Origin of the sequence: Natronorubrum sediminis, assembly GCF_900108095.1 — an archaeon.
In the GTDB taxonomy this organism is placed as follows: domain Archaea; phylum Halobacteriota; class Halobacteria; order Halobacteriales; family Natrialbaceae; genus Natronorubrum; species Natronorubrum sediminis.
In genome coordinates this window covers 540,400-565,681 of the sequence record NZ_FNWL01000002.1, presented here as the reverse complement: position 1 = coordinate 565,681, position 25,282 = coordinate 540,400, and the positions used below count along the sequence as shown (strand labels likewise).

At 57.7% G+C, this 25,282-nt stretch carries 22 protein-coding genes and 1 pseudogene; 9 read left to right on the top strand and 14 right to left on the bottom strand.

The genetic code is table 11. The annotated features are described in order from the left end of the window. Window positions 1-141 precede the first annotated feature (141 nt). Window positions 142-2,508: a tRNA(Met) cytidine acetyltransferase TmcA gene (gene tmcA / locus BLW62_RS10055; protein WP_090506925.1), complete on the top strand. Its 2,367-nt coding sequence runs from the start codon at window positions 142-144 to the stop codon at window positions 2,506-2,508. A 27-nt stretch (window positions 2,509-2,535) separates the two neighbouring features. On the opposite strand, the gene BLW62_RS10050 is transcribed toward tmcA, so the two are convergent. Further along, on the bottom strand, window positions 2,536-3,276 hold the full coding sequence (locus tag BLW62_RS10050) for an SDR family NAD(P)-dependent oxidoreductase (RefSeq protein WP_090506924.1): 741 nt from the start codon (window positions 3,274-3,276) through the stop codon (window positions 2,536-2,538). Between the two features lie 155 nt (window positions 3,277-3,431). On the opposite strand from BLW62_RS10050, the gene BLW62_RS10045 reads away from it, so the two are divergent. The 3 genes from BLW62_RS10045 (at window position 3,432) to BLW62_RS19005 (ending at window position 4,596) form a co-directional block, all read left to right on the top strand. Continuing rightward, entirely contained in the window at window positions 3,432-3,917 is a 486-nt protein-coding gene (locus BLW62_RS10045; protein WP_090506923.1) for a DUF456 domain-containing protein, read from the top strand. A gap of 72 nt (window positions 3,918-3,989) precedes the next feature. After that, the gene (locus BLW62_RS18695) at window positions 3,990-4,163 is read left to right on the top strand and encodes a DUF8014 family protein (protein WP_175459728.1); all 174 of its coding nucleotides are present in this window, start codon (window positions 3,990-3,992) and stop codon (window positions 4,161-4,163) included. Window positions 4,164-4,281: 118 nt separating this feature from the next. Next, complete coding sequence (locus tag BLW62_RS19005; protein ID WP_245726708.1) at window positions 4,282-4,596, top strand: hypothetical protein; 315 nt, start codon at window positions 4,282-4,284, stop codon at window positions 4,594-4,596. 31 nt (window positions 4,597-4,627) lie between these two features. Here the strand turns inward: BLW62_RS19005 and BLW62_RS10035 are convergent, their stop codons facing one another. The 5 genes and pseudogenes from BLW62_RS10035 to mvk all read right to left on the bottom strand — a co-directional run. Then, window positions 4,628-6,346, bottom strand: a complete 1,719-nt coding sequence (locus BLW62_RS10035) for a glutamate--tRNA ligase (protein ID WP_090506922.1) — start codon at window positions 6,344-6,346, stop codon at window positions 4,628-4,630. A 181-nt stretch (window positions 6,347-6,527) separates the two neighbouring features. Continuing rightward, window positions 6,528-7,577, bottom strand: coding sequence for a geranylfarnesyl diphosphate synthase (idsA3, locus tag BLW62_RS10030; RefSeq protein ID WP_090506921.1), 1,050 nt, complete (start codon window positions 7,575-7,577; stop codon window positions 6,528-6,530). A gap of 1 nt (window position 7,578) precedes the next feature. Then, a complete protein-coding gene (locus BLW62_RS10025; RefSeq protein ID WP_090506920.1) occupies window positions 7,579-8,931 on the bottom strand; it encodes a ribonuclease J in 1,353 nt (450 codons plus the stop codon). Window positions 8,932-9,231: 300 nt separating this feature from the next. Beyond that, a complete protein-coding gene (locus BLW62_RS10020) occupies window positions 9,232-9,984 on the bottom strand; it encodes an isopentenyl phosphate kinase (protein ID WP_090506919.1) in 753 nt (250 codons plus the stop codon). Beyond that, window positions 9,981-10,970: pseudogene (gene mvk / locus BLW62_RS10015) on the bottom strand (mevalonate kinase); the annotation flags it as partial. The gene BLW62_RS10020 and the pseudogene mvk, both read right to left, overlap by 4 nt. 121 nt (window positions 10,971-11,091) lie before the next feature. Here mvk and BLW62_RS10010 point away from each other — a divergent pair. The 3 genes from BLW62_RS10010 (at window position 11,092) to BLW62_RS10000 (ending at window position 14,723) form a co-directional block, all read left to right on the top strand. Then, a complete protein-coding gene (locus BLW62_RS10010) occupies window positions 11,092-12,036 on the top strand; it encodes a thiamine-phosphate synthase family protein (protein WP_090506917.1) in 945 nt (314 codons plus the stop codon). Window positions 12,037-12,242: 206 nt separating this feature from the next. Beyond that, window positions 12,243-13,430, top strand: coding sequence for an outer membrane protein assembly factor BamB family protein (locus tag BLW62_RS10005; protein WP_090506916.1), 1,188 nt, complete (start codon window positions 12,243-12,245; stop codon window positions 13,428-13,430). Window positions 13,431-13,532: 102 nt separating this feature from the next. Continuing rightward, entirely contained in the window at window positions 13,533-14,723 is a 1,191-nt protein-coding gene (locus BLW62_RS10000) for a PQQ-like beta-propeller repeat protein (protein ID WP_090506915.1), read from the top strand. 36 nt (window positions 14,724-14,759) lie between these two features. Here BLW62_RS10000 and BLW62_RS09995 read toward each other — a convergent pair whose 3' ends face one another. Genes BLW62_RS09995 through BLW62_RS09980 form a run of 4 tightly spaced genes read right to left on the bottom strand, consistent with a single transcriptional unit; the run spans window position 14,760 to window position 20,293 of the window. Beyond that, window positions 14,760-17,783, bottom strand: coding sequence for a DUF7286 family protein (locus tag BLW62_RS09995; RefSeq protein WP_090506914.1), 3,024 nt, complete (start codon window positions 17,781-17,783; stop codon window positions 14,760-14,762). Further along, the gene (locus tag BLW62_RS09990; protein ID WP_245726706.1) at window positions 17,780-18,859 is read right to left on the bottom strand and encodes a DUF7284 family protein; all 1,080 of its coding nucleotides are present in this window, start codon (window positions 18,857-18,859) and stop codon (window positions 17,780-17,782) included. Before BLW62_RS09990 ends, BLW62_RS09995 begins: the two co-directional genes overlap by 4 nt. A gap of 2 nt (window positions 18,860-18,861) precedes the next feature. Further along, complete coding sequence (locus tag BLW62_RS09985) at window positions 18,862-19,377, bottom strand: DUF7285 family protein (protein ID WP_245726705.1); 516 nt, start codon at window positions 19,375-19,377, stop codon at window positions 18,862-18,864. After that, window positions 19,355-20,293 carry a DUF7283 family protein gene (locus BLW62_RS09980; RefSeq protein ID WP_090506912.1) on the bottom strand — a complete coding sequence of 313 codons (939 nt, stop codon included), beginning with the start codon at window positions 20,291-20,293 and terminating at the stop codon, window positions 19,355-19,357. The genes BLW62_RS09985 and BLW62_RS09980 overlap by 23 nt, the downstream gene beginning before the upstream one ends. Before the next feature lie 237 nt (window positions 20,294-20,530). Here BLW62_RS09980 and BLW62_RS09975 point away from each other — a divergent pair, with 237 nt between their 5' ends. Both BLW62_RS09975 and BLW62_RS09970 read left to right on the top strand, forming a co-directional pair. Continuing rightward, the gene (locus tag BLW62_RS09975; protein WP_090506911.1) at window positions 20,531-21,646 is read left to right on the top strand and encodes a DUF354 domain-containing protein; all 1,116 of its coding nucleotides are present in this window, start codon (window positions 20,531-20,533) and stop codon (window positions 21,644-21,646) included. Between the two features lie 62 nt (window positions 21,647-21,708). Next, a complete protein-coding gene (locus tag BLW62_RS09970; RefSeq protein ID WP_394328162.1) occupies window positions 21,709-22,599 on the top strand; it encodes a glycosyltransferase family 4 protein in 891 nt (296 codons plus the stop codon). Window positions 22,600-22,871: 272 nt separating this feature from the next. Here BLW62_RS09970 and rpsB read toward each other — a convergent pair whose 3' ends face one another. The 4 genes from rpsB to BLW62_RS09950 are packed head-to-tail and all read right to left on the bottom strand — an operon-like array spanning window position 22,872 to window position 25,273. Beyond that, window positions 22,872-23,687: a 30S ribosomal protein S2 gene (gene rpsB, locus BLW62_RS09965; protein WP_076582430.1), complete on the bottom strand. Its 816-nt coding sequence runs from the start codon at window positions 23,685-23,687 to the stop codon at window positions 22,872-22,874. Next, window positions 23,684-24,895: a phosphopyruvate hydratase gene (gene eno / locus BLW62_RS09960; RefSeq protein ID WP_090506909.1), complete on the bottom strand. Its 1,212-nt coding sequence runs from the start codon at window positions 24,893-24,895 to the stop codon at window positions 23,684-23,686. The genes rpsB and eno overlap by 4 nt, the downstream gene beginning before the upstream one ends. Next, entirely contained in the window at window positions 24,892-25,077 is a 186-nt protein-coding gene (locus BLW62_RS09955) for a DNA-directed RNA polymerase subunit K (protein ID WP_076582427.1), read from the bottom strand. The genes eno and BLW62_RS09955 overlap by 4 nt, the downstream gene beginning before the upstream one ends. 1 nt (window position 25,078) lies before the next feature. Continuing rightward, complete coding sequence (locus tag BLW62_RS09950) at window positions 25,079-25,273, bottom strand: DNA-directed RNA polymerase subunit N (protein ID WP_076582425.1); 195 nt, start codon at window positions 25,271-25,273, stop codon at window positions 25,079-25,081. Window positions 25,274-25,282: the final 9 nt, after the last annotated feature.

The window sequence follows — 25,282 nt, the reverse complement described above, 5'->3', positions numbered from 1 at the left end:
TCTGTAGCGTTGCCCCCCTTAAAAGCGTGTTCAAACGAATAGAGCCGTGCGATTATTCCACACAGAATTTCGTCAGGGGATCTCACCGGTCGTGTCTGGTTTCTCCGATGGCTATTACTCTCGAGAGCCAGAGTCGGTTACATGGACGCGACCGCCGCCGACCTCGCAGCGTCGTTGTTCGAGGAAGCGACGCGAACGAACGAGCGACGGCTCCTGGTACTCGCTGGCGAGCGTGAACGCGGATACGAGACGCTCGCGTCCGTTCTCGAGAGCCTTCCGATTCCGATCACGGCCACGACGCTCGTCGGTCCCGACGACCGACTCCGCTGTGAACAGCTCCCGCAGTCGAACGCGAGCGAACTCCTCGGAACGACTCGAGACGCGATCGTTCTCGACGCACACGCTGGGCTCCGTCCGAACGCACTCGGTAAGCTCGTCGGTGCGGTCGACGGCGGCGGGTTACTGATCTTCCTTACACCATCGCTCGATGAGTGGCCCACTCATCGGGGCGAGTTCGCCCAGTCCCTCGCCGTTCCACCGTACTCGCTGTCGGACGTGACGAGCAACTTTACACGCCGGCTGGTCGACACCCTCCGCACCCACCGGGGAATCGGCATCGTCGACCTCGAGGAAGAGCGGATCGTCGACAGCGGATTGACCGAGCCCTCGCCGAAGCTGATCGATAGCAGACGACCGGACCGAGCACAACCACCCGACGGAATATTTCCGACTGCCGTTTACGAGGCGTGTCTCACGGCAGATCAGTCCGACGCCGTCGCCACACTCGAGTCGATAGACCCACGACCAGCGTCGAGTGCCGAGGAAATGCAGACGGCCGACTCGACGTCCGTGTCACAGCGTCCGCGCGCCGTCGTTCTCGAAGCCGACAGGGGACGAGGAAAGTCGAGCGCCGCGGGACTTGCAGCGGGGGCGATGGCCGCCGCGGGACACTCGGTCCTCGTTACGGCCCCACGCAGTCGAAACGTGAGCGAACTCTTCGAGCGTGCGACCGCGCTATACGAGGCGCTCCCGGGGGTGACAGTTACCGGCGAAACGCCCCGTCGCCTCGAGACGAGTACCGGAGGGCGAGTGCAGTACCTCGAACCGACCGAGGCGACGGCTCGACTCGAGCCCTGGGACGCCGTCATCGTCGACGAGGCGGCCGCGTTGCCCGTCTCGAGACTCGAGTCGTTTCTCGCTGCCGACCGAGTCGCGTTCGCGACGACGATTCACGGCTACGAGGGTGCAGGAAGGGGCTTCTCGGTTCGTTTTCGAGACCGACTCGCAGACGCCGATCACGAGGTGGTCGAACGGACGCTTCTCGAGCCGATCCGTTACGCTGGAGGCGATCCAATCGAGGTCTGGGCGTTCAACGCATTGTTGCTCGACGCTCGGCCACCCGTCGAGTCACTGGTCGACGACGCCCGGCCGGAAACCGTCGAGTATCGTCGCCTCGAGCCGTCAGCGCTCGTCTCGAACACCAGCGACGACTCCAACGGGAACGAACGACTGCTCAGGGAGGCGTTCGGACTCCTCGTCCTCGCACACTACCGGACCACACCCGACGACCTCGCGAGGCTGCTCGATGCACCGAACCTCGAGGCTCGTGCGCTCGTTACCGATCCGGACGCCGCCGGATCGAGACACGTCGCCAGCGTCGCGTTGCTCGCTCACGAAGGGAACCTCTCTGCAGAAACGCGGAGGACGATGTACGAGGGCGGTCGCGTTCGCGGGAACATGCTTCCAGACGTGCTCACGAGCCAATTGCGAGACGAAGCCGCCGCGTCGCCGTCGGGGCTCCGCGTCGTTCGCATCGCGACACACCACGCCGTCAGATCCAACGGCCTCGGCTCGCACGTCCTCGAGTGCATCCACGACGAGTTCGCCGACTCGCTCGATTGGCTCGGAACCGGTTTCGGCGCCACGCCCGACTTGCTCTCCTTCTGGCGGACGAACGGCTATCGAACGGTTCACCTCTCGACGACGCGCAACGAGGCCAGCGGCGAACACTCCGCCCTCATGCTCGCGCCGACGAGTGACAGTGGGCGCACACTCCACGACCGCCACGCCGAGTGGTTCACGAGTCGAGTGCACGCGTTGTGTACCGATTCGCTCGCCGGCCTCGATCCCGATACCGTGTGCGAAGCGTTACGATCCGTCGACGATGGCCCAGCCCCATCACTCGCACTCTCCGCTCACGAGTGGCGCATCGTTGCCAGTGCAGCCTACGGGCCAGGTCTCTTCGACGTCGATCCCGGTCCGTTCCGTGACCTGATCGTGCAGTATTTTGTCGAGAACCCGCCGAACATCGAGTTGACGGAGCGCGAAGAGCGACTGCTCGTCGAGAAAGGGCTTCAGGCTCGAGACTGGGAAGCAGTTACGACTCGTCTCGAGTACCACTCGACGGGGCAGTGCAAACGGGCCCTCGGCGACGCGATTCGCCCGCTCGTCGACCACTACGGAACCGACGTTGCTCGTGAGGTGCGAGAGCGATTCCGTGACCCGTGAACGCGCCTATCGTCGATTGATCACAATTCAAAGCAGTCGCTGGATGATTCTCGAGGGAACCAGTTCGAAGAACCACGCGATCAAACGCCAGCGCCGGGTAACGTAGACGTGCGTTCGTCCCCTCCGAATCGCTCGAGCGATCTGCGTCGCCGCCGTCTCGGGTTGGCAGTCCCAGAACGTCCCGTAGGCGAGGTCGGTATCGACGAATCCCGGCTCGACCGTGGTGATCGTCACGTCGCTCTCGCGGCCTCGTTGGCGACTCCGAAGTCCCTCGAGATAGGTCGAGACGAACGCTTTCGAGGCGTTGTACGCCTGCGTTCCGCCGGTTCCGAAGCGGGCTGCGACGGACGAGATGCCGACGAGGTGACCGTCGCGTTCGCTCGTCGAATCCGACGTCTCCTCGAAGTGCGCCACCGCAGCGCTCGCAATGGCGGCGAAGCCGCGCACGTTGACGTCGATCGTCCGTCGTTCCGTCTCCCACTCGAGATCGTGGTTCGCGTCCCCGACGCCTGCACTAACGACGACCAGATCGACCGACGGCATGGCCTCGGCGAGTTCGACAAAGCCCGCTCGAGCGTCTTCGGGGTTCGTGACGTCCATCGTCGCGACGTACGACTTCGTCGGGAGTTCCGTCCCGATCTGTCGAAGTCGCTCGGTTCGGCGGGCGGTCAATCCGACCTCGTAACCCTCCTCGGCGAGCGTTCTGGCGAGCGCTTCGCCGATGCCCGACGACGCGCCGACGACGATTGCACCGCGAATTTCCGTCATGTGGTGACGTTCGAAGGGACACACCTAATGATATGGGTAGCAGTGATGACGGACGACTCACAATCAAAATGACGGCCGGACGCACTCGAGTGAGTGCACACACGGCGTCGGTGTGAAGACGCTACGCCTTTACCCCACCCCATTGTGGACCAGATATGGTCGACGCGGTCACCATGGTCGCAGTTGCCTTGCTCGTGGGTGGCGTCGTCGGAACGCTCGTCCCGATCGTTCCCGGCGGATTGCTCTCGCTCTCCGGCGTCTATCTCTACTGGTGGGCGAGTGGCTTTGCCGAACCCGGAACGATCACACTCGGCATCCTCACGGTTCTCGGAGTAGTGACGCTCTTCGCCGAGTTTTTCGCCGGGGCCCTCGCCGCTCGAGTCGGCGGTGCGTCGTGGACGACGACGACCATCGCGGGGGTCGTCGCTATCGTCTCGTTACTCGTCGTCGGTCCCGTCGGCTTGCTTATCGGGCTCTTTGGAACGGTTTTCGTCGTCGAGTATCTCCGTCGAGGCGACGCCAACCACAGCGCCCGTTCTGCACTCTTTGCGACCGTCGGGACGCTCGCCTCGAGTGCGATTCAGGCGATGTTGACCGCGACGATGCTCTTCGTGTTCGTCGTTTCCGTCTTCGCCCTCTGAGCGCACCGGCGCAATCCACTCGAGTCGACCGTCGCCGAAACCGATGAGTCACTTGCCGTCGTAGGTGTGCGTATGAACTGTGCGGAAGACGACTGTGACCGACCAGTCGCCGTCGAACTCCACATCCCCTGGCGCGACAACCGACTGGTCTGTGCCCCCCACGCTCGAGTGTTGGGCCAGCAAGATGGCGTCGTCGCAGATCCAATCGTCGAACACGGTGATGACCTCCTCGAGAGCGATCGCTGAGCTGCCTCGAGGATTCGAGCCAGCGAACCGACGACACTTCTCGCAGCGCTCGCACTGAATACGTGCGCGTCTTTTCTCGGCGGTGGAATTTATCCCGCTGTGGCCCGATTGCATCGCTATGAGCATGTTCGAACGGCTGGGTGAGAAGGTCGAGCGATTCAAACAGGAAGCAGTCGCCGCCCGTGACGACAGTGCCGAGTACCGGTGTCGAAACTGTGGGGCAGAAATCTACAACGAACAATCGTCGTGTCCCGAGTGTGGCAGTACCAAAATCGAGCCCGTCAGCGACGGGCCCACGGCAGACGAGTCGGACGGTTCCACGAGCGAAACGCCAAACAGCGAGGGAGAAACCGACCGAGAACCTGGCGAGACGGCCTCCGATTCCACTGGTGAAAGTGGCCCCGGCGACACCGACACCGGCGACGAAGAGTAAGTTCTCAGCCCTTCTTCGAACCTAGCGCGAGTTACTCGTGCGTGAAGTACGCGACCGTCTCATCCTCGTCCTGTCGATCTATTCTCGCGAATCCGACCCGGACGAACTGGACGAGTTCGTCGGGTTCGAGGTCGCCGACGCCGGGTTCGGCGTGACCGCGAACGTCTCCGTCTGGCGTTCGCATTCGAAGCGAGACGCTCTCTGTCGCTGGAACCCAGTGAATCACGTCGACGTCCCCCTCTCGAACGACGTCGATGTCGTCGCCGGTGTACTGGAGCGTGTCTCGAGTGTACTGGAAACAACCCAGTCCCTTGAGCCAGATGCGCTCCTCGCGCTGTGGGAGGTCGTCGGGTTCGAGCAACACCGAGTCGCCGACGGGAATCTCGCGCACGCCTCGATCCTCGTGATTCGGGTGACGCAGTGGATCCGCTTCGTCGGGTGGACTTCCGCCCAATGGGATCTGGTTACCATCGCGGACGAAAAAGCGCCGGTCCGTCTCCTCGTCGATCAGTTCGCGGTTGTTCGCGTAGATCGTGCTCATCGCGAGGTCGACGTCGCTGGTCGAGGTTCCGAGCCCCACCATGGACTCGACGATTGCTTCGCCTCGAATGCCGCGTCGTCGCAGGCTCTTGAGCGTCGGCACGCGCGGGTCGTCCCAGCCCTCGAGTTCGCCGTCCTCGATGAGTTCCGAAATCGTCGAGGTGCTCATCTTCACGTCGTAGGCGTCGATCTGAACGTGTCCCCAGTGGACGACCTCCGGATACTCCCAATCGAAGTAGTCGTAGACGAACCGCTGGCGCTTCGCGGAGTCTTGCAGGTCGATTCCGCGAATGATGTGCGTGATGCCGATTAAATGATCGTCGACGCCCGACTGGAAGTCGAGCATCGGCCAGCAGCGATACTCACTCGCCTCCTCGCGAGGGTGTGGCGTGTCGATCATCCGGAAAGCGACCCAGTCTCTGAGTGCCGGATTCTTGTGTTCGATGTCCGTCTTCACGCGCAAGACCATCTCGCCGCTTTCGTACTCGCCGGCGATCATGTCTTCGAACTCCTCGAAGACGGTTTGGTCGTCCTTGTCGCGGTGAGGACAGGCCTCGCCCGAATTTTTCAGTTCCGAGAACTCCTCGCCCGAGCACGAACACGTGTAGGCTCCACCGAGGTCGATCAACTCGCGAGCGTGATCGTAGTAGGTCTCGAGTCGGTCACTCGCCCGGAACACGTCGTCCGGCTCGAAGCCGAGGTACTCGAGATCCTCGAGAATCGAGTCGTACGCCGTCAGGTCCGGGCGTTTCGTCTCGGGGTCGGTGTCGTCGAAGCGGACGCAGAACCAGCCGTCGTAGCGATCTCGATACGTTCCGATCACGGCCGGCATGCGAGCGTGGCCGACGTGCCACGGGCCGTTCGGGTTCGGCGCACACCGCATTCGGATCTCGTCGTACTCGTCGGCCCGCGGAAGGTCTGGCAGGTCGTGCTCGTCTTCTTCGTCCTCGGCTTCGATCTCTGCCAGTTCCTCGGGGGCGAGTTCCTCGAGTCGCTCGCGCTTTTGTGCGTACTCGAGGTCGTTGACGCGACCGATGACACCGCCGATAACGCCCGGAATATCGTCTGCGTGCTGGCGGAAGTCTGGGTTATCGCCCATCAGCGGCCCCATCACGGCACCGACGTTGGCGTCGCTTTCGTGTTTGACGGCGTTCAACAGCGCGTGCTTTTCAGCCTCGCGCTCGACGCGCTCTCGTAACTCGTCGTCCATTACAGGGACGTATTCACCCCCTGTTCAAAACCTCAGCGGTGTCTGCTCGTCGATGTTTTCGACCCGCTATTGGCCGATTCGATAGTCGATTCGAGAACTCGCGAGTGACGCCGATCGGTACCGTCGCTCCCCGTTCGTCTGAATCCGTCGAAAAACGGCGTTTCCCGCGGCTTCACTCGCGTCAGTAGCCGCGCTCGATGAGGTAATCCGCCAGTTCGCACAGAAGCTGTCGAGCCTCGTTGTCAGGCAACACCTCGAGTCGAGATTTCCCCTGTTCGACGAGGTCTTCCGCCGTCTCCTTCGCGTAGGTGATCGAGCCTGCTTTCTCGAGTTCGGCGAGGGCAGCGTCGATTTCGGCTTCGGTAACGGCCTCGACGGTGTCTGAGTCGACCAGATCGTCGATCACGACACCCTGTTCTCGAGCGTGGACGGTAATCAGCGTCTGTTTGTTTTCGACGAGGTCGCTCCCTCGTTGCTTGCCGAGTTTGTCACTCGGAACCGTCAAGTCGAGCACGTCGTCTTGGATCTGGAACGCGCGACCGATGTCGAGTCCGTAGCCATAGAGGGCCTCGATCGTCTCGTCGTCGCTTCCCAGCAAGACGGCCGGAAGACACGCCGACGCGGCGTACAACACGGCCGTCTTTTGCTCGACCATCTCCAGGTACTCTTCGGGAGAGACGTTGGCTCGCTCTTCGAACGTAACGTCCAACGATTGGCCCTCACAGATTTTCGTACACGTCGTCGCGAGGATGCCGAGCGCTTCGACCATTCGGTCGGGGTCGGCACCCGTCTCGAGCATGATCTCGAACGCCTTCGAGTAGAGCGTGTCACCCGCGAGGATAGCCGCCTCGATATCGTACTCCTTGTGTACGGCAGGAACGCCGCGTCGAAGGTCGTCGTCGTCCATGATGTCGTCGTGAATGAGCGTAAACGACTGAATCACTTCGACGCTGACTGCGGCGTTCATGATGTCGATCGTGCCTCCATCGAGTGACGGGAATGCACGATAGTCAGTCGACAGTGGCTCGACATCGACGAGTGACTCTGCCGTCGTGAGCAACACGGTCGGGCGCAGTCGCTTACCACCTGCGTCGAGCAGGTAGCGTGAGGCTTCATAGAGCCGTTCGGGCCGCTGGACTGGCAATTCCTCCGGGATCGCGTCGTTAACCCGCTCGCGGCGCTTCCGGACTGCCTCGAGCACCGCCTCTTCTCGTGCCTCTGGGGTTGTCATATCAATCGACAAGCTGGATGAGGTTGCCATTTCTCGAGACGTGGATGTCTCGGCCCATCTTGTACCCCTCGCTCTCACAGAGATTGACGTACCCCGAGAGGCCCTTGAGATCCTGGTGGGCCGGGATGATGTGCTGTGGCTGCAGCGCATCGAGCATCGCGTAATGACCCTCCTGGTTCAGGTGCCCGGAAACGTGGATATCGTCGTAGACGCGAGCGCCCTGCATACCCAGGAGTTTCTCGGCCTGGTAGCGCTGGCCCTCGTTCGTCGGCTCCGGAATGACACGGGCGGAGAAGACGACTTTGTCGCCGTCGTCCAGTTGATACGGTGTCTCGCCACGGGCCATCCGCGTAAGCATCGCTCGAGGCTCTCCCTGGTGGCCGGTTACGACTGGGAGGAAGTCCTCTTTGCCTTCGTTCATGATCCGCTTGAAGGTTCGGTCGACGGACTTGCGGTGACCGAACATCCCCAGGTCGTCCGGGAAATCGACGAAGTCGAGTCGCTCTGCGGTCCCGGAGTACTTCTCCATCGAGCGTCCGAGTAGGACTGGCTGACGGCCGATGTCCTTGGCGAACTCGACGAGACTCGTGACGCGGGAAATGTGACTCGAGAACGTCGTTGCGACGATACCACCGTCGTAGTCCTCCATGCTGTAGAGGACGTCACGGAGGTGTTCGCGAGCGACGTTTTCGGAGGGAGTCCGGCCCTTCTTGTTCGCGTTCGTACAGTCTTCGATGTAACAGAGGACGCCGTTGCCCTCGCGACCGATCTCACGGAACCGATCCATGTCGATCGGGTCGCCGATGACCGGGGTGTGGTCCATACGCTTGTCCAGTCCGTAGACGACAGCGCCTTCCGGCGTGTGCAACACTGGGTTGATCGCGTCGATAATCGAGTGGGTGACGTTGACGAACTCGAGGTCGACCTTACCGGAGTCGCCGATCGACATCGTCTCGCCGGCGTCCATCTTGATCAGGTCGTTCTCGACGCCGAACTTCTGCTCGCCTTCGATCTGCTGTTTGACGAGTTCGATCGTAAACGGCGTCGCAACGATGGGTGCGTCGTAACGGTGTGCGAGTTTCGAGATAGCACCGATGTGGTCGAGGTGACCGTGCGTCGGGACGATCGCCTGAACGTCGCCCTCGAGGTCGCTCATGATCCGATCGTCAGGGATCGCACCCATGTCGATCAGGTCGAGACTGTGCATCCGTTCGGTTTCGACGTTGTCGTGGATGAGAACCTGCGAGAGGTTCAGGCCCATATCGAAGATGACGACGTCGTCACCGGCGCGGACGGCAGTCATCTGCCGTCCAACTTCTTCGTAGCCGCCGATTGTTGCAATTTCTATTTCCATGGTTCGTTGTACTGAAAGCCGTGTGAATTGACTCTCATCGAAACGGTCCGCGGACTCCCGGTTATTCGGCCCCGGCGTCTTTCAGCGCGTCGGCCTCCCGCTATGCGCACGAGGAGGTAAACCGCCTCCACGTGTACAACGTTTGTACACTCCGTGCGCACTTGCCCGCGGGTTTCGCTAGTGAAGTATACATCCCGGGGTGTTAAAAACACAGTGGGTTAGCTGTCTCCACACTCGTTCACTCTTACAGATCAGACAATAGACGAACGAGCACCGTTGCTCCGCAGAGAACTCGAATAGCTACTCGATCGTCGTCCCTGGGTTCTTCCCTTCGAGAAATGACGCCAATCCGTCGAGTCCGAAAATCGACGCCGCCACCTCGAGTTCGAGTAACCCGTTGACTTTCCCAGCCATTCCACCAGTGACGTCGGTCGTCTCACTAGCACCCAGTACGGACTCGACGGCTTCGTAGTTCGAAATCCGGTCGATCACGGCGTCCTCCTCGTCTAGCACGCCCGGAACCGTCGAGCAAAGGCCGATTCGGTCGGCCTCGAGGGCTTGAGCCAGTTCGACGACCAGTTCGTCGCCACTGACGACGGTTGCCCCGCGGCCCGTCTGTGCGATCACGTCGCCGTGAAGGACCGGAACGAACCCCTCCGCGAGCATCGACTCTACCTGGCTGGTCGGAAGCTCGAGGGCCCCGTCCCCATCCCGGCACGCTGTCGAAAACGGATGTACCGGAACTGCCTGTACGCCGCGTTCGAGCAGCCGCGTCAACACGAACTGATTCAGCGTCTTCATCGCCCCGTGAATTTCGAGGACAGCACCCGCGTCGTTCGTTCCTGCCGTCGTGCTCACACCGTGTTTGCTGGCGTTGTGGTGGCCGAAACTGCCGCCACCGTGGACGAGGACGAGTCCACCCTTGAGTGCATCCTTCTCGTTTCCGAGGGTCTGTGCAATCGAATCAGCCGCTTGCTCGAGAGACTCTCCATCGAGGGTTTCAGCCCGGTCCTTGTGAGTGATGACACTCCCCCCGAGTTTCAATACGATCATTCGATTCTCCTCACTCCGGTTTCGGCAAGTTCCGCACGGAAGGCGTCCCGGCAGCCGGGCGTATACGACAGTGCAGTCTCCGTTTCGTCGCTCGGATCGAGCGCGACGATACACCCGCCACCGCCAGCACCGGTCAGTTTCGCGCCGTGTGCCCCCGCGTTTCGAGCAGCCCAGACCATCGAGTCGAGCGACCGAGAGGAGACACCGAGTGCCCCGAGAAGCCCGTGATTGAAGTTCATCAACCGGCCGAGTTCTTCAATATCTCCCCTCTCGAGTGCTCGTTCACCCTTTCGAACGATGTCGCCGATCGCTTCGACCGTGTCCGAGGCGAAGGAGTACTCCTCACGAAGCGAACGGACGCCAGCAACGAGTTGCCCCGTGTCACCCGCCCCGCCGTCGAACCCGACGACGATCGGTAGATCCGGGGCCTCGAGCATTCGACAATCGTCTCCTTCGACTCGAACGGCACCGCCCGTCGCCGAACAGAAGGTATCGGCTCGTGAGGCCTCGCCGCTTTGAACCGCTGATTCGGTTTGATACGCTCGTTCGGCCAGTTCGTCGATCTCGAGTGTCGTTCCGAGTTCTCGAGTCCCGGCATCGATGGCCGCAACCACGACAGCGGCTGACGATCCGAGGCCTGCACCGAGTGGAATATCGCTCTCGATAGTAACGTCGAACCCAACGTCGTCTTCACCCGTCACGTCTCTTACGTGCTCGATCGCGACGTCGACGTACCCCATCGCCGCCGTGAGAAGAGACTCAGAGACGTCGACATCCGGTGGCGAGCCTGCTGTACCACCGTATTCGACGGTAAAGCCATCCAAACTGAGGTCCTCGGCGTGTATCCGAAGTTTGCTATCCGACCGTTGTTCGACGCCGACCTGCGCCCGTACCTCGATCGCGCACGGAACTGCGGGTTCGCCGTAAACCACCGCGTGCTCCCCGAACAGATACACCTTCCCGGGAGCGCTCGAAACTGCCATGTTCGAGCGTTCGTACGACGATGGTTAATACCTATCCTCTCGAGTGCGAATCTGGCACCCCCACCGACGACCCGTTCGAATAACGGTAGTCGGATTTAAGCCAGTGTCTACGCTACGCGGTCGTATGTCCCTCGTCTTACCCAGCGAACTCGTCGTCGATCGGTTTCTCCCGACGGTTCGGGCCATGCTCGCGACCAGACTAGCTGAACGCGGTCTGACCCAACAGGAGATTGCAACGAATCTCGGAGTGACACAAGCTGCCGTCAGTAAGTACATTAGCGGTGACGGCGGCGGCGACGATCGCTTTCGAGAGCACCCTGAAACAGTTGCTACCGTCGATCGTCTCGCCAATGGACTCTCGAGTGAAGAGATGGACGGCTACGACGCGCTGTCCGAGCTACTAGCCCTCGTGCACAGTCTCGTTGATCGCGGGCCAATCTGTGAACTCCACGAAGAGGAAATGCCGGGACTCCAAGGGCTTGGATGTGACCTCTGCGTGCGCGGACTCGATTCCGACGTCCGCGCCGAACGCGACGTGCTCGCCTCCGTTCGAACCGCTGCGCGGACGCTTGCAGCCATCCCTGAAATGGTATCGTACGTCCCAAACGTTGGAACCAACGTCGGGATGGCACTTCCGGACCCATACGACAAGACCGACATCGCCGCAATACCCGGCCGAATATACGCGATGGGAAGACGAATCGAGATTCCCGCAAATCCCGAATTCGGTGCCTCGAAACACGTCGCCACCGCCATTCTCGCAGCGAACGATACCGACCAGGCGATCCGCGGGGCGACTAACATCGCGACCGATGACGCGTTGCTCGAAACCGCTCGAGAGTTGGGGTTAGATCCACTCGAGTTCGACGCGGAGTACGAAAACCGCGGCGATCACCTCCGGTCTCGCTTCGACGAACGGGGTGGTGTCCCACCGGTCGCGTATCACCGTGGTGCGTTTGGCATCGAGCCAACGACGTACGTGTTCGGAGTCGACGCAGGGGCAGCAACTGAACGGGTTCGGACACTCGTTACTGAATCGTCGGAGAGCCAATTTTCGTCGCCCACGTGAGTGTGCGAAAACTGACGTGCCTGTAGTCTCAACGCAGGATTCTGATCACGCTTTTCGCTGCTATTCACTTCCACCGTAATTGGTTGGAATCGCCTGCTGCTTTCGAATCGATGTTAGCGAATGAACCCTATCTACGCTACCCTCATTTTAATAAATAGGATGGAAATTCAGAAGATATTTAGTTAGATATTATATAGTATTGGCTGATGGAAAAGCGTTGGAATCAATCGCGCCGACAATGGCTCGGTGCCTGTGCAAGTCTTGGAAGTGCAACCGTCCTTGCAGGGTGTTTCGGAAGTGACAGTGATGATGACTTAAGCCCTGAAGAGGAAAATGAGACAGGTGCAGATTGGCCGATGTATGGCGTTGATCTGCAGAACACAAACTATCAGCCGAATGCAACAGAGGTAGAGGAAGATGAATTAACCAAAAGTAGTGTTATTGAATTGGATGGGATTAGTACCCATCCAGTTACTATTTCTGAGGGACATATTTGTGGCCATAGTACCGGCGGGAAAATGTTCACGATAGATATCGACACTGGAAATATATTGTGGGAAAGAGAGAATTTTGGCAGGCCTATTATTCATGATGACACTGTTTACGGCCCAACAACAGATGAACGAATTCACGGGTATAATATAAAGAATGGCGACCACTGGGAATCACAAACAATTGATCCTATTGATGGACTTGGTTATCCATTACCAACTGAAGAGGCGATCTTCGTTTTTAGTTCGGAATTACTTTGGAAGGTTGACTATGAAACAGGAGAATACACGAAAGTTATTGAATTACCACCATATATTGGCGGTTATAGTGAGTGGCCAGCATTTCAAGATGATATCATCTATATGTCTCGATCGTCCGAAATGCATGCAATAAACGTAAAAACCCCCGAAATTCTGTGGACTTTCGAACCTGAGGGAGGGGGAAGTATGGCAGATAGTAATCCGACAATTGGTAACGGGCTAATTTACACAACAAGTCGCGACCAAAATTTGCACGCTATTGAGATAGAGTCCGGAAACGAAGTTTGGTCAATTGACACAGACACACGTGCTGAAACCAGTCCCGCGTTCGCAAAAGACATTGTTTACCTCGCAGAATCAGGGCGTGCAGTTGCTGTTGATGCTGATTCCGGTGAAATAGTGTGGGAAGATGCTGAAACAATCATCGGAAAACCACAAGATATGGTAATTGTGAGTGGAACGTGTTATACAGCAACTCGATTTGGTATCTGGGCTCATGACGCGTCTACAGGCGACCTCAATTGGGAATATCGTATTCCAGACGAGAGTGATGTAGGCTTCATTGCTTCCCCAACTATTTCGGATGGTCAAATATACATCCCATCTAGCGATGAAAAGTTGTATTCTATTGGGGGTTCATGATATGATTGCCTGCAAAATCCAATATATCGAGTGTAGACTCGATTTGGCTCGTAGTGGTTTTATGTTGATGTAAATTTATTCATTCGACTACATTATATAATAATGGAATATGAACCTAACCAGACACGCCGAGAGTGGATCAATGCTTGTGCAGTTGTCGTAGGTGGAACTGCAGTTGCAGGATGTATTGAGGAAGACAACAATGATGATAGTAATGGAAAGGATAGTAATCAAGACTCAAATTGGCCAATGTACGGGATTGATGTGCAAAACACTGGGTATCAACCGAATGTATCTGGCCCAGAAGGCGGTAATATCGAGCTGAGAGAAGTTTACGATATTGGTGGTGGAAGTTCGTATCCAGTCGTAACTGCTGGCGACCACATCTATGTGACGAGTCGCGATGGTATCGTATTAGCATTAAATCGTGAAACAGAGGAACTCATCTGGGAAGCAGAAGGTCATGGCCCACTAATGGTTTTCGAGGACCGTGTCTATGGTCCGCGTGGAAGCCACCGTATATACGGTTACGACAGAGAAGATGGGGTGCGATGGGAATCGGATGAAATTGACCTTCAGCGAAGTCTCAATCTAAACAACGAGCCAATTGTGACGGAAGACGGTATTTTTGTTATCTCTGATCACAACGTTTGGAAGATTGATATAGACACTGGAGAGTATACCAGTGTCCGTGAATACCCTCGAGATTCGCGTGATCTTACTGGAACTACTGATATTCCTGCATACAATGATGGTGTACTCTATCATGCTATGGGGATCGAGTTATTTGCATTAGATATTGAAAGTGGTGAGCATAAATGGAGTGTCGAGAGTGAAAACGTCCTACACATTGGTAACCCATCAGTATCTAACGATACCATCTATATTCCTGGTGGTGGAAAAATGATATACGCTTTTGATATTGATTCTGGTAAGAAATTATGGGCGGTCGAAATGTATGATAGTGTTGGAGAACGTCCTACTGTTGCTGAGGGGCTGATATATATTGATGATGGTCAGAGGTTAACTGCAATCGATTCACACACGGGTGAAATTGATTGGGATGTAGAGACACCTGCGGGAACTAACGAGGTTATTGTAGCAAATGGGACAGTATATAGTTCGGACATTTTCGGACTCCGTGCTCACGATATGCATTCCGGAACCCTCAAATGGGAATTCGAAATTGAGGAACCAACTGAAGACGGCTTCTCAACACCACCAGCGGTGTTCAATGATGCTATATATTGCATATCAGCTAATGGACATCTGTATTCTCTTGAAGACACCTAAACTACTTTTTGATGGTTTTTGCCACTCTACTGTATTCTAGAAGCAATTTTCCCCAGAGTTAGTCTTTGCATCTGCCCCAACATCATTCCAAAATTCCGAACATGCTTCACCAGGGGCTTCGCCATATTCATTATCACCAACACCTGGCGCACCTTGTGGCATAAACTGTGGAGCAGGCACCACAGCCATGATTGTTTGACTATTTTCGTAGCTAATAGCGTCACTCGAACCCAACTCGAGTTCGCTTCCACTTGGTGTTTCTAGCGATACGTCCTTGTCTTCACGAACATACGTCGTCGTGCCAGTCGAGGAAGGATCACCACTCGTTGCCTGAACTTCAAACCGTGTGTACTCTCCCTCGAGTTCGACTTCCCAGGCATCGACTTGCAGGTAGAACAGAGGCGGCCACGGAATCAAGGGAAAACCAGGGAATCCAACTTGATTCTCGTAGGCAGCACCCATCGGAGCAAATTCAGCGTTTTCGTCAATATCGAGTGGACCATCACCCTCTTCTCGAACTGCTGGCACTTCTGTTTGGTTGACCGTCGTTTGTGAGGAGTGATACGTCGGAGAACCATCGACATCGATGTGAACGTCGTTGAGTACGTCCGGAGTGTCGACTTCAGAGCCACCCTCGTCTTGAAGCAGTTCTTCACCTGAGCCGAGCATCTCATCGAGGAGGTCCATCGGCCCACCGATGAGGTCGTTTGCAGAGTCGAGCATTCCACCGAGCAAATCGTCGATGAGATTCCCACCGCCGGTCGAAATCTGTTCGTGATGGGTCGCCAATTCATCGACGTAGTCGTACATGCTATTAAAGTACACCTGACGAGCCTCCATCGTAGCGACATCTGGTGCGTTCTCGAAGTCGTCAGTCTCGGTTACGTACTGTCGTTCTACCTCTTCGATGTTCTCCTCAATCTCGCGCATCGGACTCTCTTCGGCGGTGAGCATCTCCATAATGTCTGCCTTGACCGGTTCAATTTCTTGGACTACCTCGAGGTGAACGTCCATGAGATCGTCGTGTACAATTTCTGTCTGAAGTTCGTCAGCGCTTCGGGGCGACAGTTGAACTTCTTCGTCGAACCCTCTCTCGAAATTGATCGCATCCTCAAAATCGTCGACGGATTCGATGGTATCCGATCTCGATTCAACCCATTCTTCTAACTCTGCATCACTATCGATACGTTGTCCGAAGTACTCTTCAGTTACGGCTTCAGATGCACCCTCCCAATTTGTCGGTGATCCACCGACGTATGGATCTGGTGTCCCACCACTATCGAGAACGTGTTCGACGCTGTGTGGGGTAATTTCTATGTCTGGTGCAATCTCGCCATCTAATTCGAAAGATGTCGTGTAGTTCGTTGTCGTAAAATCTGACCTTGTAACATCTGGCGAAGAATTCGTGTTGGTGTCGTTCCACCGGCCAGTCGTACCATATCTCATTTCGACGTTAATATCTACATCGACTAGTGACCGTTCTAAACTCGAGTCACCATTATCCGAACCAACCTCGTTGATATTGGCGCCCACATCCTCAACAGAAGACGTGTACGTCGGGTCCATCTCAGATAAGTTGTCGATGTCATACTCATCTGGATTAAGTGTAGGTGTTGGAGGATAAGCGGGGCCATCTCTACTTGGACTATTATACCCTTCCCCGATACCTGTGTCAATAGAATAGATGCTTTCAACGACGTTTTCCGTATTATCTACTTCTTCAATACTAGTCTCCCGAATGCTTTCCAAATCGTTTTGAATGTTTCCAATATTGGCAATAGATTCGTCGTCATGGTCATCTTCATCAATGTTTTCAGACCTTTCACTATTACCATAGTAGTCCTCGAGATATGCTTCAGTAAACGTAGACGTATCGTTGAGCGGCTCTCGCATCTCGCTCTCGAGGTCACCCTCATTAAGATCGGCCTCCATCTCGTGCATAGCCATATCTGCAAAGACGTGTCCCTGAATCTCCCCTTCCATGTCAACTCCCTCGAGCATGCCGACAATGAGCTCCTCGATGGTCGGCATGTCAGGAAGTTCGCCATCCGGTGAAACGATCCCTTCCTCACACAGCGCATCGACGGTGTCGACGTCCTCGTCAGGATGCAGTTGGGCCGCGATATTGTCGAAATTGTAGTCTAAATCGAGTGCATCCTCAGAGAGGTCGTAAGCCATACACAGTTGCGGGCCGGCCATGACACGATTGGCGTAGTCATCTTGCGTACCAAATGCCTCCTGTTGGGCTGTAAACCGAGCATCGTTGGCCATCACTTCCGTGTGGTCGTTCGGTGTGACGTTTTCGAACGCTCGGTCCGCTGGATCACCCAATAACCGATCGTAATAGGCTTTCCCCCAGGTGAGTGGCCACATTCGCTTCGCCAAATCGTAACCATAGCCTTCTCGGTCGTCGATGCTCTCGATCATCCCCTTGTTGAGGTGCTCCTCGTAGTCCTCGACGTGTTCGTGAAGTTCCATCATGGTGGTCCCGACCGACACGGTAATATCGCGGGAATGTTCCGCCGCTACATTGCCATCCTCGTCTCGAACAGTGATCTCGACATCGTTGATCGTTACATCCATGATGCCGTCCTCCGCCTCGATGTCGACGGCTTCGAGTGCACCCTCGAGGTCGGTTTCATCGGTCCAGTCGTCGACTGCTGGGAGCGATATCGAGACCGTCTGTCCCTGCCCGACGTCTTGGTGTCTGCCCTCGAGGGACGCGGTGGCTTCGGCGAGAATGGTGAGTTTCGTCTGGTCTTCGAACGCATTCTCTTCGTCTATCACATCCTCTAGATCCGAATCAACGGTCGTGAGTGGAGATTGAACGACGTCGTCACTCGCGCGTATGGTTGCGTGACGGATTTCGCTAGTCGCATACGCCTCGCCACGGTCGATTGCCCTCTCCGTGCTGGTGTCGATTTCCGGTTCGTCTCTGGTCTCGAGTATCGCGACGATCATGATCGAACTCACGAGGAGTAAGACGCCGATAATCGCGAACGGAATCCGTGCTCTGTCGTCTGATGCAATCGAAATCGTCTGGGAGCGAGTGCGTCTCATTCGTTCCAGGTCTGAATCGTAATCGTGACCGTATCGGTCGATGTTTCATCGAGAATTGCCTCGAGTTGCTTTTCGTCGCGGTCGGTTTCGTCGTCGTTGTCGTCGAGTTCCTCGAACTCGGATTCGAACGCGTCCTCGAGGTCTGACGCGAGCCACGCCCCAAAGGCGTCGGCGTCGGTAGCATCGTACCCGCCTTCCTGCCCGACGAGGAGATTTCGATTAGCCGCTTGTGCGTTTGCTTCGGTGCGCGTCAATGGTGGGTGGGTGTCCGGGCTGCGAAACGAGAACTCACCGACGGCTCCGGCCATCGATTGATACTGATAGACCGTTTGTTCGCGGTTGATGCCTTGGTCCTCGAGGGCGTACTGGGACGATTCTGGAGGGAAGAAACCATCGACGATTTCTTCACCGATGACTGTTGCTGTGACGGCAGACGATTCGTTGTCATCGATTTGATAATCTTCGAAGTGTGCGTCGTCGATTGGAGAGAAGCCACTCGAAACTGTCGTCGAGGTACTCGACACGTCAGCATTTGCAGGCGGTTGGGTGCCAGCTGTCGCTGTGCCGTTGATTGTCGCATTGTCGTACGGTTCCCACTCGGCGACGATGTAGAAGTCCTGTTCCGTTCCAACGAGATTCTCACGAATCGACCAGTCGACGGTCTCCTCGTATGCATCACTGTAGGCTAACACGGATTCCCCGTCGATCTGGTAATTCATCACGGCTGCATCAGCGAGCAACCCGAGGGGTGAACCGTGATCGGTTCGCGAGTAAGTATTGTCGTTCGTAATCACTGGCTCAGAAAATTCGTCTTCGTCGCGTATGTCTTCGATACTGTACGTGACGGAAATCGTGGATTCGCTCAGCACATCCGTCATGTGCGTCGCAGAGAGACTTTCGCCGCCGTGAGTTTGCCCTGCACCTGTCGTTTCGTGTCCGTGGCTATCTACTGGGGATTCGTCTGCTGTCGTTGCGAGATAGTAGCCGACGATCATCACGCTCGCAGAGATGAGGAGGAGTGCGAGTGCAACGTCGATGACCGTACTGACGCCACGTTCAGACGGAAAGTCGGTCACGATTACCAGGCCTCCACGTGTACGGTCCCACCTCGGACGTCGGCTTCCGTGACCTCGATAGAGATTGGCCGCGTGGAAATGTCCGTCTCATCCGGTTCACCGGCCGCTCGAGGCGGGCCGAAGTCACTGTGGGTAGACTGAAGTTGTCTGTCACGCAGGTCGTCGCCGTCAGAATCGAAGTGTGCAGCAGCGAAGACGGTCGATTCACCGTCATCGTAGGCCCTGACCTCTATGTATACGTTCTCGCCGTTTGGCAACGAGTTGGATTGGATTGCTTCGAGCATCTCTTGGTCCATCTCGGATTCGTACTCGTAGGCCGGGAAGGTGCCACGCTCGGCGTCCTCGAGGTCGTCCCAAACGTTGTCGATGGCGGTATCTGTGACGGTGCGATCACTCGTTCCCGGGAGGACATCGCTCACGTAGACGGTGTACAATCCGACGCCGGCGATGAGTGCCATCACGGCGAAGAGTGCGGCGATTGGTTCGGTCTGGCCTCTAGACGCTGACGAGTGTGACATGATAGTGATCAGTCTCTGTATTGTAGTCGACGAACGGTTCATCATCGTCGAACGCTGCTGTTCGTGGGATCGAATTCGTACACGTTTTCGTCGTATCGAACCCGAGTTCACGTTCGCACGTCTCGCCGTCGTCGAACTCGAGTGTCGCATCGACCGGTTCGCTACCGGGGCGGTTGATGTTCGACGATTCGATATCTACGTCGAGTGTTCCAGTTCGGCCGGGGATCAACTGTGACGCGCTCGCGTCGCTGATGGACTCACCATCTGGCCCAACGTACTCGCCGTCGACGTGTAACTCGAGTTCGTTGCCGGCGACCCCGTCGTACGATGCAGTGACGGTGCCGATCCCGGTAACGGATGCGCCGCCGATCCCGAATTCGGACGTCGTCGTCTCGAACTCGACAGTTTCGACCAGCGGATCGAGCGAATCGCTATCCGGTTCGACACTGATCTGTCTGGTGACTAACTCACCGGTTGCGGTCAGTTCCGTGCCACTGTTTTCGTCGTATCGGTCACCGGCGTCCGCGAGGAACTCGCTGACCGCATGTGTATCGCCGTCGGCGAGTTCCGCTTCGTATTCGTCTTCGAACGCGACGCCGTGCGTAATGTTTTCTAACCGATCAGACCCGCTTACCGGGACGACAATGGCGTCGTAATCTACACTCGCGTGTGAGGTGCCGTGATCGTTCGCTAACTCGAGCGTCGAACCGTCGATAACGATGGTTTCGGCGTCGTACTCCCACGACGAACTCGATTCGCTGTCGCTCGCGGCAACCGGTTCGATTGCGTTGGCTGCTTCGGGCGCGTCTGGTGGTGGTCCCGTTGGAAGGCCGAGAACCAGACCAGCAACCGCGATGCTGACGAGGGACACGGCCAAAAAGACGTACCATCCGTCGAGAGGGGCCTCCCAATCCATAGCCAGGTTGGCCGCGCTTTCGTATATAAATGTCCGCAGGTATCAGCTTCGACCTATCAGGTGGCGACGATAGATTGCCAGTTCGATTCGTGAGATCGAACGTCCGGCCATACCATCACAGTGATGTCTTACATCCGACGATCGTTACGTCCTCGAGGTCGATTTCACAGAGTCGGACGCTTCTATGGATTCGATAATAATGGCTGCGTAGTGGGAGTTCCGAGACGAGCCGATCGTATGGATATCATCATCACGATTCAACATGCAGCGAACGTGCACTTTTTCAAACACGTTGTCTGCGAGCTCGAGGCGGTGGGACACGACGTGCACGTGTTTGCTCGGGAGAAGGGTGTGACGACGCGACTGCTCGACGCCTATCGGATCGAGTACGAACTCCTGTGTGAGGAACCCGACGGGTGGTTCGGATTGGGGCTGACGCAGGTACGATACGAATATCGGTTGCTTCAACGAGCACGTGAAATCGAGCCAGCGGTTATCGTCTCCAGTCACGGAATCGCAGCGACACACGTCGCGACACTCGTCGGTGCGACGAGTCACGTCTACATCGACACCGAGACGGCAATCAATGGTGGGAACCGTCTTACGACTCCGTTTGCAGATACGGTATACACACCGGAGAGCTTCCGTGAGGGATACAGTGGGGACCACGTCACCTACCCAGGATTTCACGAGCTCGCGTATCTCCACCCGAATCGATTCGAGCCGAACGAGTCGATTCTCAGACGACACGGTGTCGACCCCGACGACCGATACGCCGTGCTCCGATTCGGTGCGTGGAGAGGCAATCACGACGTCGGAAAGAACGGTATCTCGCCCGAATCCCGACACGAGATCACCGACATGCTTGCAGCGAACGGCGACGTGTACGTCTCCGTCGAAGGTGACGATGAGATTCCGATGGGCGGTGAACCCCTTCCCGTTCCACCGGAGGCGTTCCATCACTTACTCGCGTTCGCCGACATCGTCGTCGGCGAAGTCGCGACGACAACGCTCGAGGCCAGCATTCTCGGCACGCCAACCGTTCGGATCAGCCCGTTTGCTGGCCAGAACGAAATGGGAAAATTCCGCGAACTCGAGGACCGAGGGCTTGTTCGATCGTTTCGGACGAGTCGAGAAGCCGAGGCGCTCGAGGTCATCGAACGAATCGATCGTGATCCGACTGCTACAGCGACCTGGGCGGATCGACGTGAGACGCTCCTGTCGGAGACGACAGACGTTACGGCGTACGTGATTTCCCAACTTCACGAGCGTGGCGTTTCGACGACGGACCGTCTCACACCCCAGACATCGGAGGCAACGAGGGACGAGCGCAACGACTCGATTCCAAACTAATCAGGAATATGCACGTTCTCAGCCTCACCACGACTGATTGGCGCAGTTTCTATCAAACACAGATGACCGCTCTCGAGCACGCCGGTATCGAGGTGACGACCGTTCCAGTTCCCGGAGAGCACCGTGCTCGTGAGGACGCAGTCAGTCGTCGAACGCCCTTCGATTACGTGAAGTATCTGCCACAGGTACTGCGCGAGTCGAAAGGTGAATACGATCTCGTTCACGCGAATTACGGCCTCACCGTTCCCTTTGCCGTCGCAGCAGCGTCGCTCCCACGAACCGAGTTACCAGTCGTCTCGACTCTCTGGGGTGGCGAGTATCGAGACAACCCCTTCGCGTCGATCATCGAACGGTTCACCGCTCGAAGCGATCGGATCGTCGTTCCCTCGAACACGATGGCAGATCGCGTCGACCAACCGAGCCACGTCGTCCCATTTCCCGTCGATACGACTCAGTTCCGACCGGTTCCTCGAGCCGAGGCGCGTGAACGCGTTGGTTGGCCCACCGACGAACGGATCGTCCTCTTCCCGTACGCACCGTCGCGCGAAGAAAAGAACTACCCACTGGCACGACGCGTCGTCGACGGACTCGAGCACGATGTGACCCTCCGAACGGTCGCCAACGAGCCCTACGACGAAATGCCGTCCTATCTCAATGCCGCTGACGCCGTGTTGATCACCTCCCGGTTCGAAAGCGGCCCGATGTCGCTCAAGGAGGCTGCCGCTTGCAACACGCCAGTCGTCTCGCGCGACGTCGGCTTTGCCCAGGAGGTACTCGAGGACGTATCAAACTCTGCAATCGCGAACGACGTGGACTCACTCCGCGAGGAACTGGCAGCAGTCCTCGAGTGTGGTGAGCCCTCAGACGGGAGAACGCGGGTGACTGAGTATACGACCGCCGAGATGGGGACGCGTCTCCGCGGTGTGTACGAACGGTGTCTCGAACGCGCCTGAGTTCGATTGCCAGCGACAGTACCGAGCGAGAGTCTACCCGAATCCGAGTACCACGCGGATTGGAATCCCAACGGCAAAGATAGCGATTAGTGCCGCTGTCGCAGCCACAACTGGAAGCGGGATTTTCTCCGTTTCGAAGTCGAACAGCGACTCGAGCATACCTGTCGTTGCCCCGGACGCTACGTAATTCCTTTGTTCGCACTCGCTGGGAACGGTGAGCGCCAGTACGGCAATACAGAGTGTCGAAAACGAACAGCGTCGATTACAACGGATTAGACCATGCTCTCGAAGTCCTCGAGCGAGTACGACGGCTCTGCGCCGCGGCGGTCGAGGACTTCGTTGGCGAGCAGCCAGTAGACGACCGAGAGGGCCTTACGACCCTTGTTGTTCGTCGGGACGACGAGGTCGACGTTGCTGACCTGGTTGTTCGAGTCACACATCGCGATGACTGGGATCCCGACCGTGATCGCCTCTTTGACTGCTTGGGCGTCACCGATTGGGTCCGTGACGACGAGAACATCAGGCTCGATGTACCCGTCGTACTTGGGGTTCGTCAGCGTTCCCGGGATGAAGCGACCGGTGCGGGCACGAGCGCCCACGGCTTCGGCGAACTTTTCCGCTGGGAAGCGACCGTACTGACGACTCGAGGTGACCAGAATCTGTTCTGGGTCGTAGTTCGCGAGGAAGTCCGCGGCCGTTCGAATACGGCCGTCGGTCTTCGAGACGTCCAGTACGTACAGACCGTCGGTTCGGACGCGGTGGATGAACCGCTCCATGTCGTCGGTCTTTTGCTGGGTCCCGATGTGGACACCGGCACCGAGGTAGTCCTCGACGGGAATGAGGAGATCCGCTTCCTCGTCGGACATTACGTCGTCGTCGAGGGTTGGACCGGCGTCGTCGGCGTCCTCGCCAGTGACTGGTTCTTCCGAAGCGTCGGCCGCGTCGGCCTCGGCATCGGTGGACTGTTCGTCGGCTGGCTCGACGTCGTCGTCGGGGTCGGCGGCGGGACCAGCACCTTCTGCTGGCTCCTCGTCGATCTCCGACTCGGCAGCGTCGAGCCCTTCCTGGGTTGCGTCGTTATCTGTCATGTCGCGTCGTCTGCGATTCTGATGAGCTCGTTGAGTTTAGCGGTTCGCTCGCCGCCGACGGCACCCGTCTTGATGAAGGGTGCGTCGGTCGCGACGGCGAGGTGTGCGATCGTCGCGTCCTCGGTCTCGCCCGAACGGTGGGAGACGACCGAATCGTATCCGTTCTCCGTCGCGAGTTCGATCGCGTCGAAGGCGTCGGAAAGCGTTCCGATCTGGTTGGGCTTGATCAGGATGCTGTTTCCAGCCCCTTGGTCGATGCCCTCAGTGAGTCGATCGGTGTTGGTGACGAAGAGGTCGTCGCCACAGATCAGCGTCCGGTCGCCGACTCTATCGGTGAGATCGGCGAACGCTTCGTAGTCGTTCTCGTCGAGTGGATCCTCGACGTAGACGAGGTCGTATTCACGGACGAGGTCGGCGATGTACTCGATTTGCTCGTCGGTGTCACGGTTGATGCCCGCAGACTCGTACTCGTAGGTTTCCGAGTCGGCGTCGTACATCTCGGCGGCCGCGACGTCGAGACCGAATCGAATCTCGAAGCCGACGTCGTCTTCGACCTGCGAGACCGCCTCGTCGACGACCTCGAACGCCGCTTCGTCGTCGATCGACGGTGCCCACGCACCTTCATCGCCCTTGCCCGATGGAACGTCACGTTCCTCGAGCAAATCGGCGACGACCCCGTGGACGGCGGCGTTCGCGAAGACGGCGTCTTCGATACTGGGTGCGCCAACTGGTGCGACCAAAAACTCCTGAATGTCGGTCGCATCGGCAGCGTGTTCGCCACCACCGACGACGTTTCCGAGCGGGACCGGGAAGTTCTCGCCGCGAAACGCACCACCGAGGTGCTGGAATAAGGGTGCGCCGAGCACGTCGGCACCAGCTTTTGCGGCGGCCATCGAGATGGCGACCGCACTGTTCGCACCGATTTTCGAGAAGTCGTCCGTTCCGTCTGCAGCGTGTAGAATGGTGTCGACTTCTCGTTGGTTCCCGGCGTACGCCTCACCGACGAGTCGCGGCACAGCGTGTTCACGGGCCGCGGCAATCGCCTCCGCAGGCGGCCGTTCGACGGCCTCGTACTCGCCCGTACTGGCACCACTTGGTGCGCCAGCACGGCCGAATCCGCCGCTTTCGGTGACGACGTCAGCCTCGACAGTCGGGTTCCCCCGCGAGTCGAGGATCCGTCGGAGCCGAACGTCGGTGATGAGCGTCATTTTCGATCGTACCCCCGCTTGACGGTAAACGGCAACGCGTCAGCGTCGTACTCCTCGGCGGCGATGAGGATCGGTTGGGTCTGCTCCGATTCGATCAACACCGGTGCGCCATAGGACACCTGCAGCGCTCGTGCGCCGAGAATGCGTGCCTTCTCGTAGCGGTTGTGATGTTCCTGTTGCATGTTACTGGTATGGGGAGACCACGTCGACGAGGTCGGTGTGACTCACGAGCATGCGCCGACAGCAGTAGCGCTCGACGCCGAGTTCGTCCAAGACCTTCTGTGGGTCTTCGTCGCCCTCGTTCGCTCGTTCGTCGAACTCCTCCCAGTGTTCGCCGACGACAGTGCCACAGGTGAAACACCGGACCGGTACCATCATACTTGAATC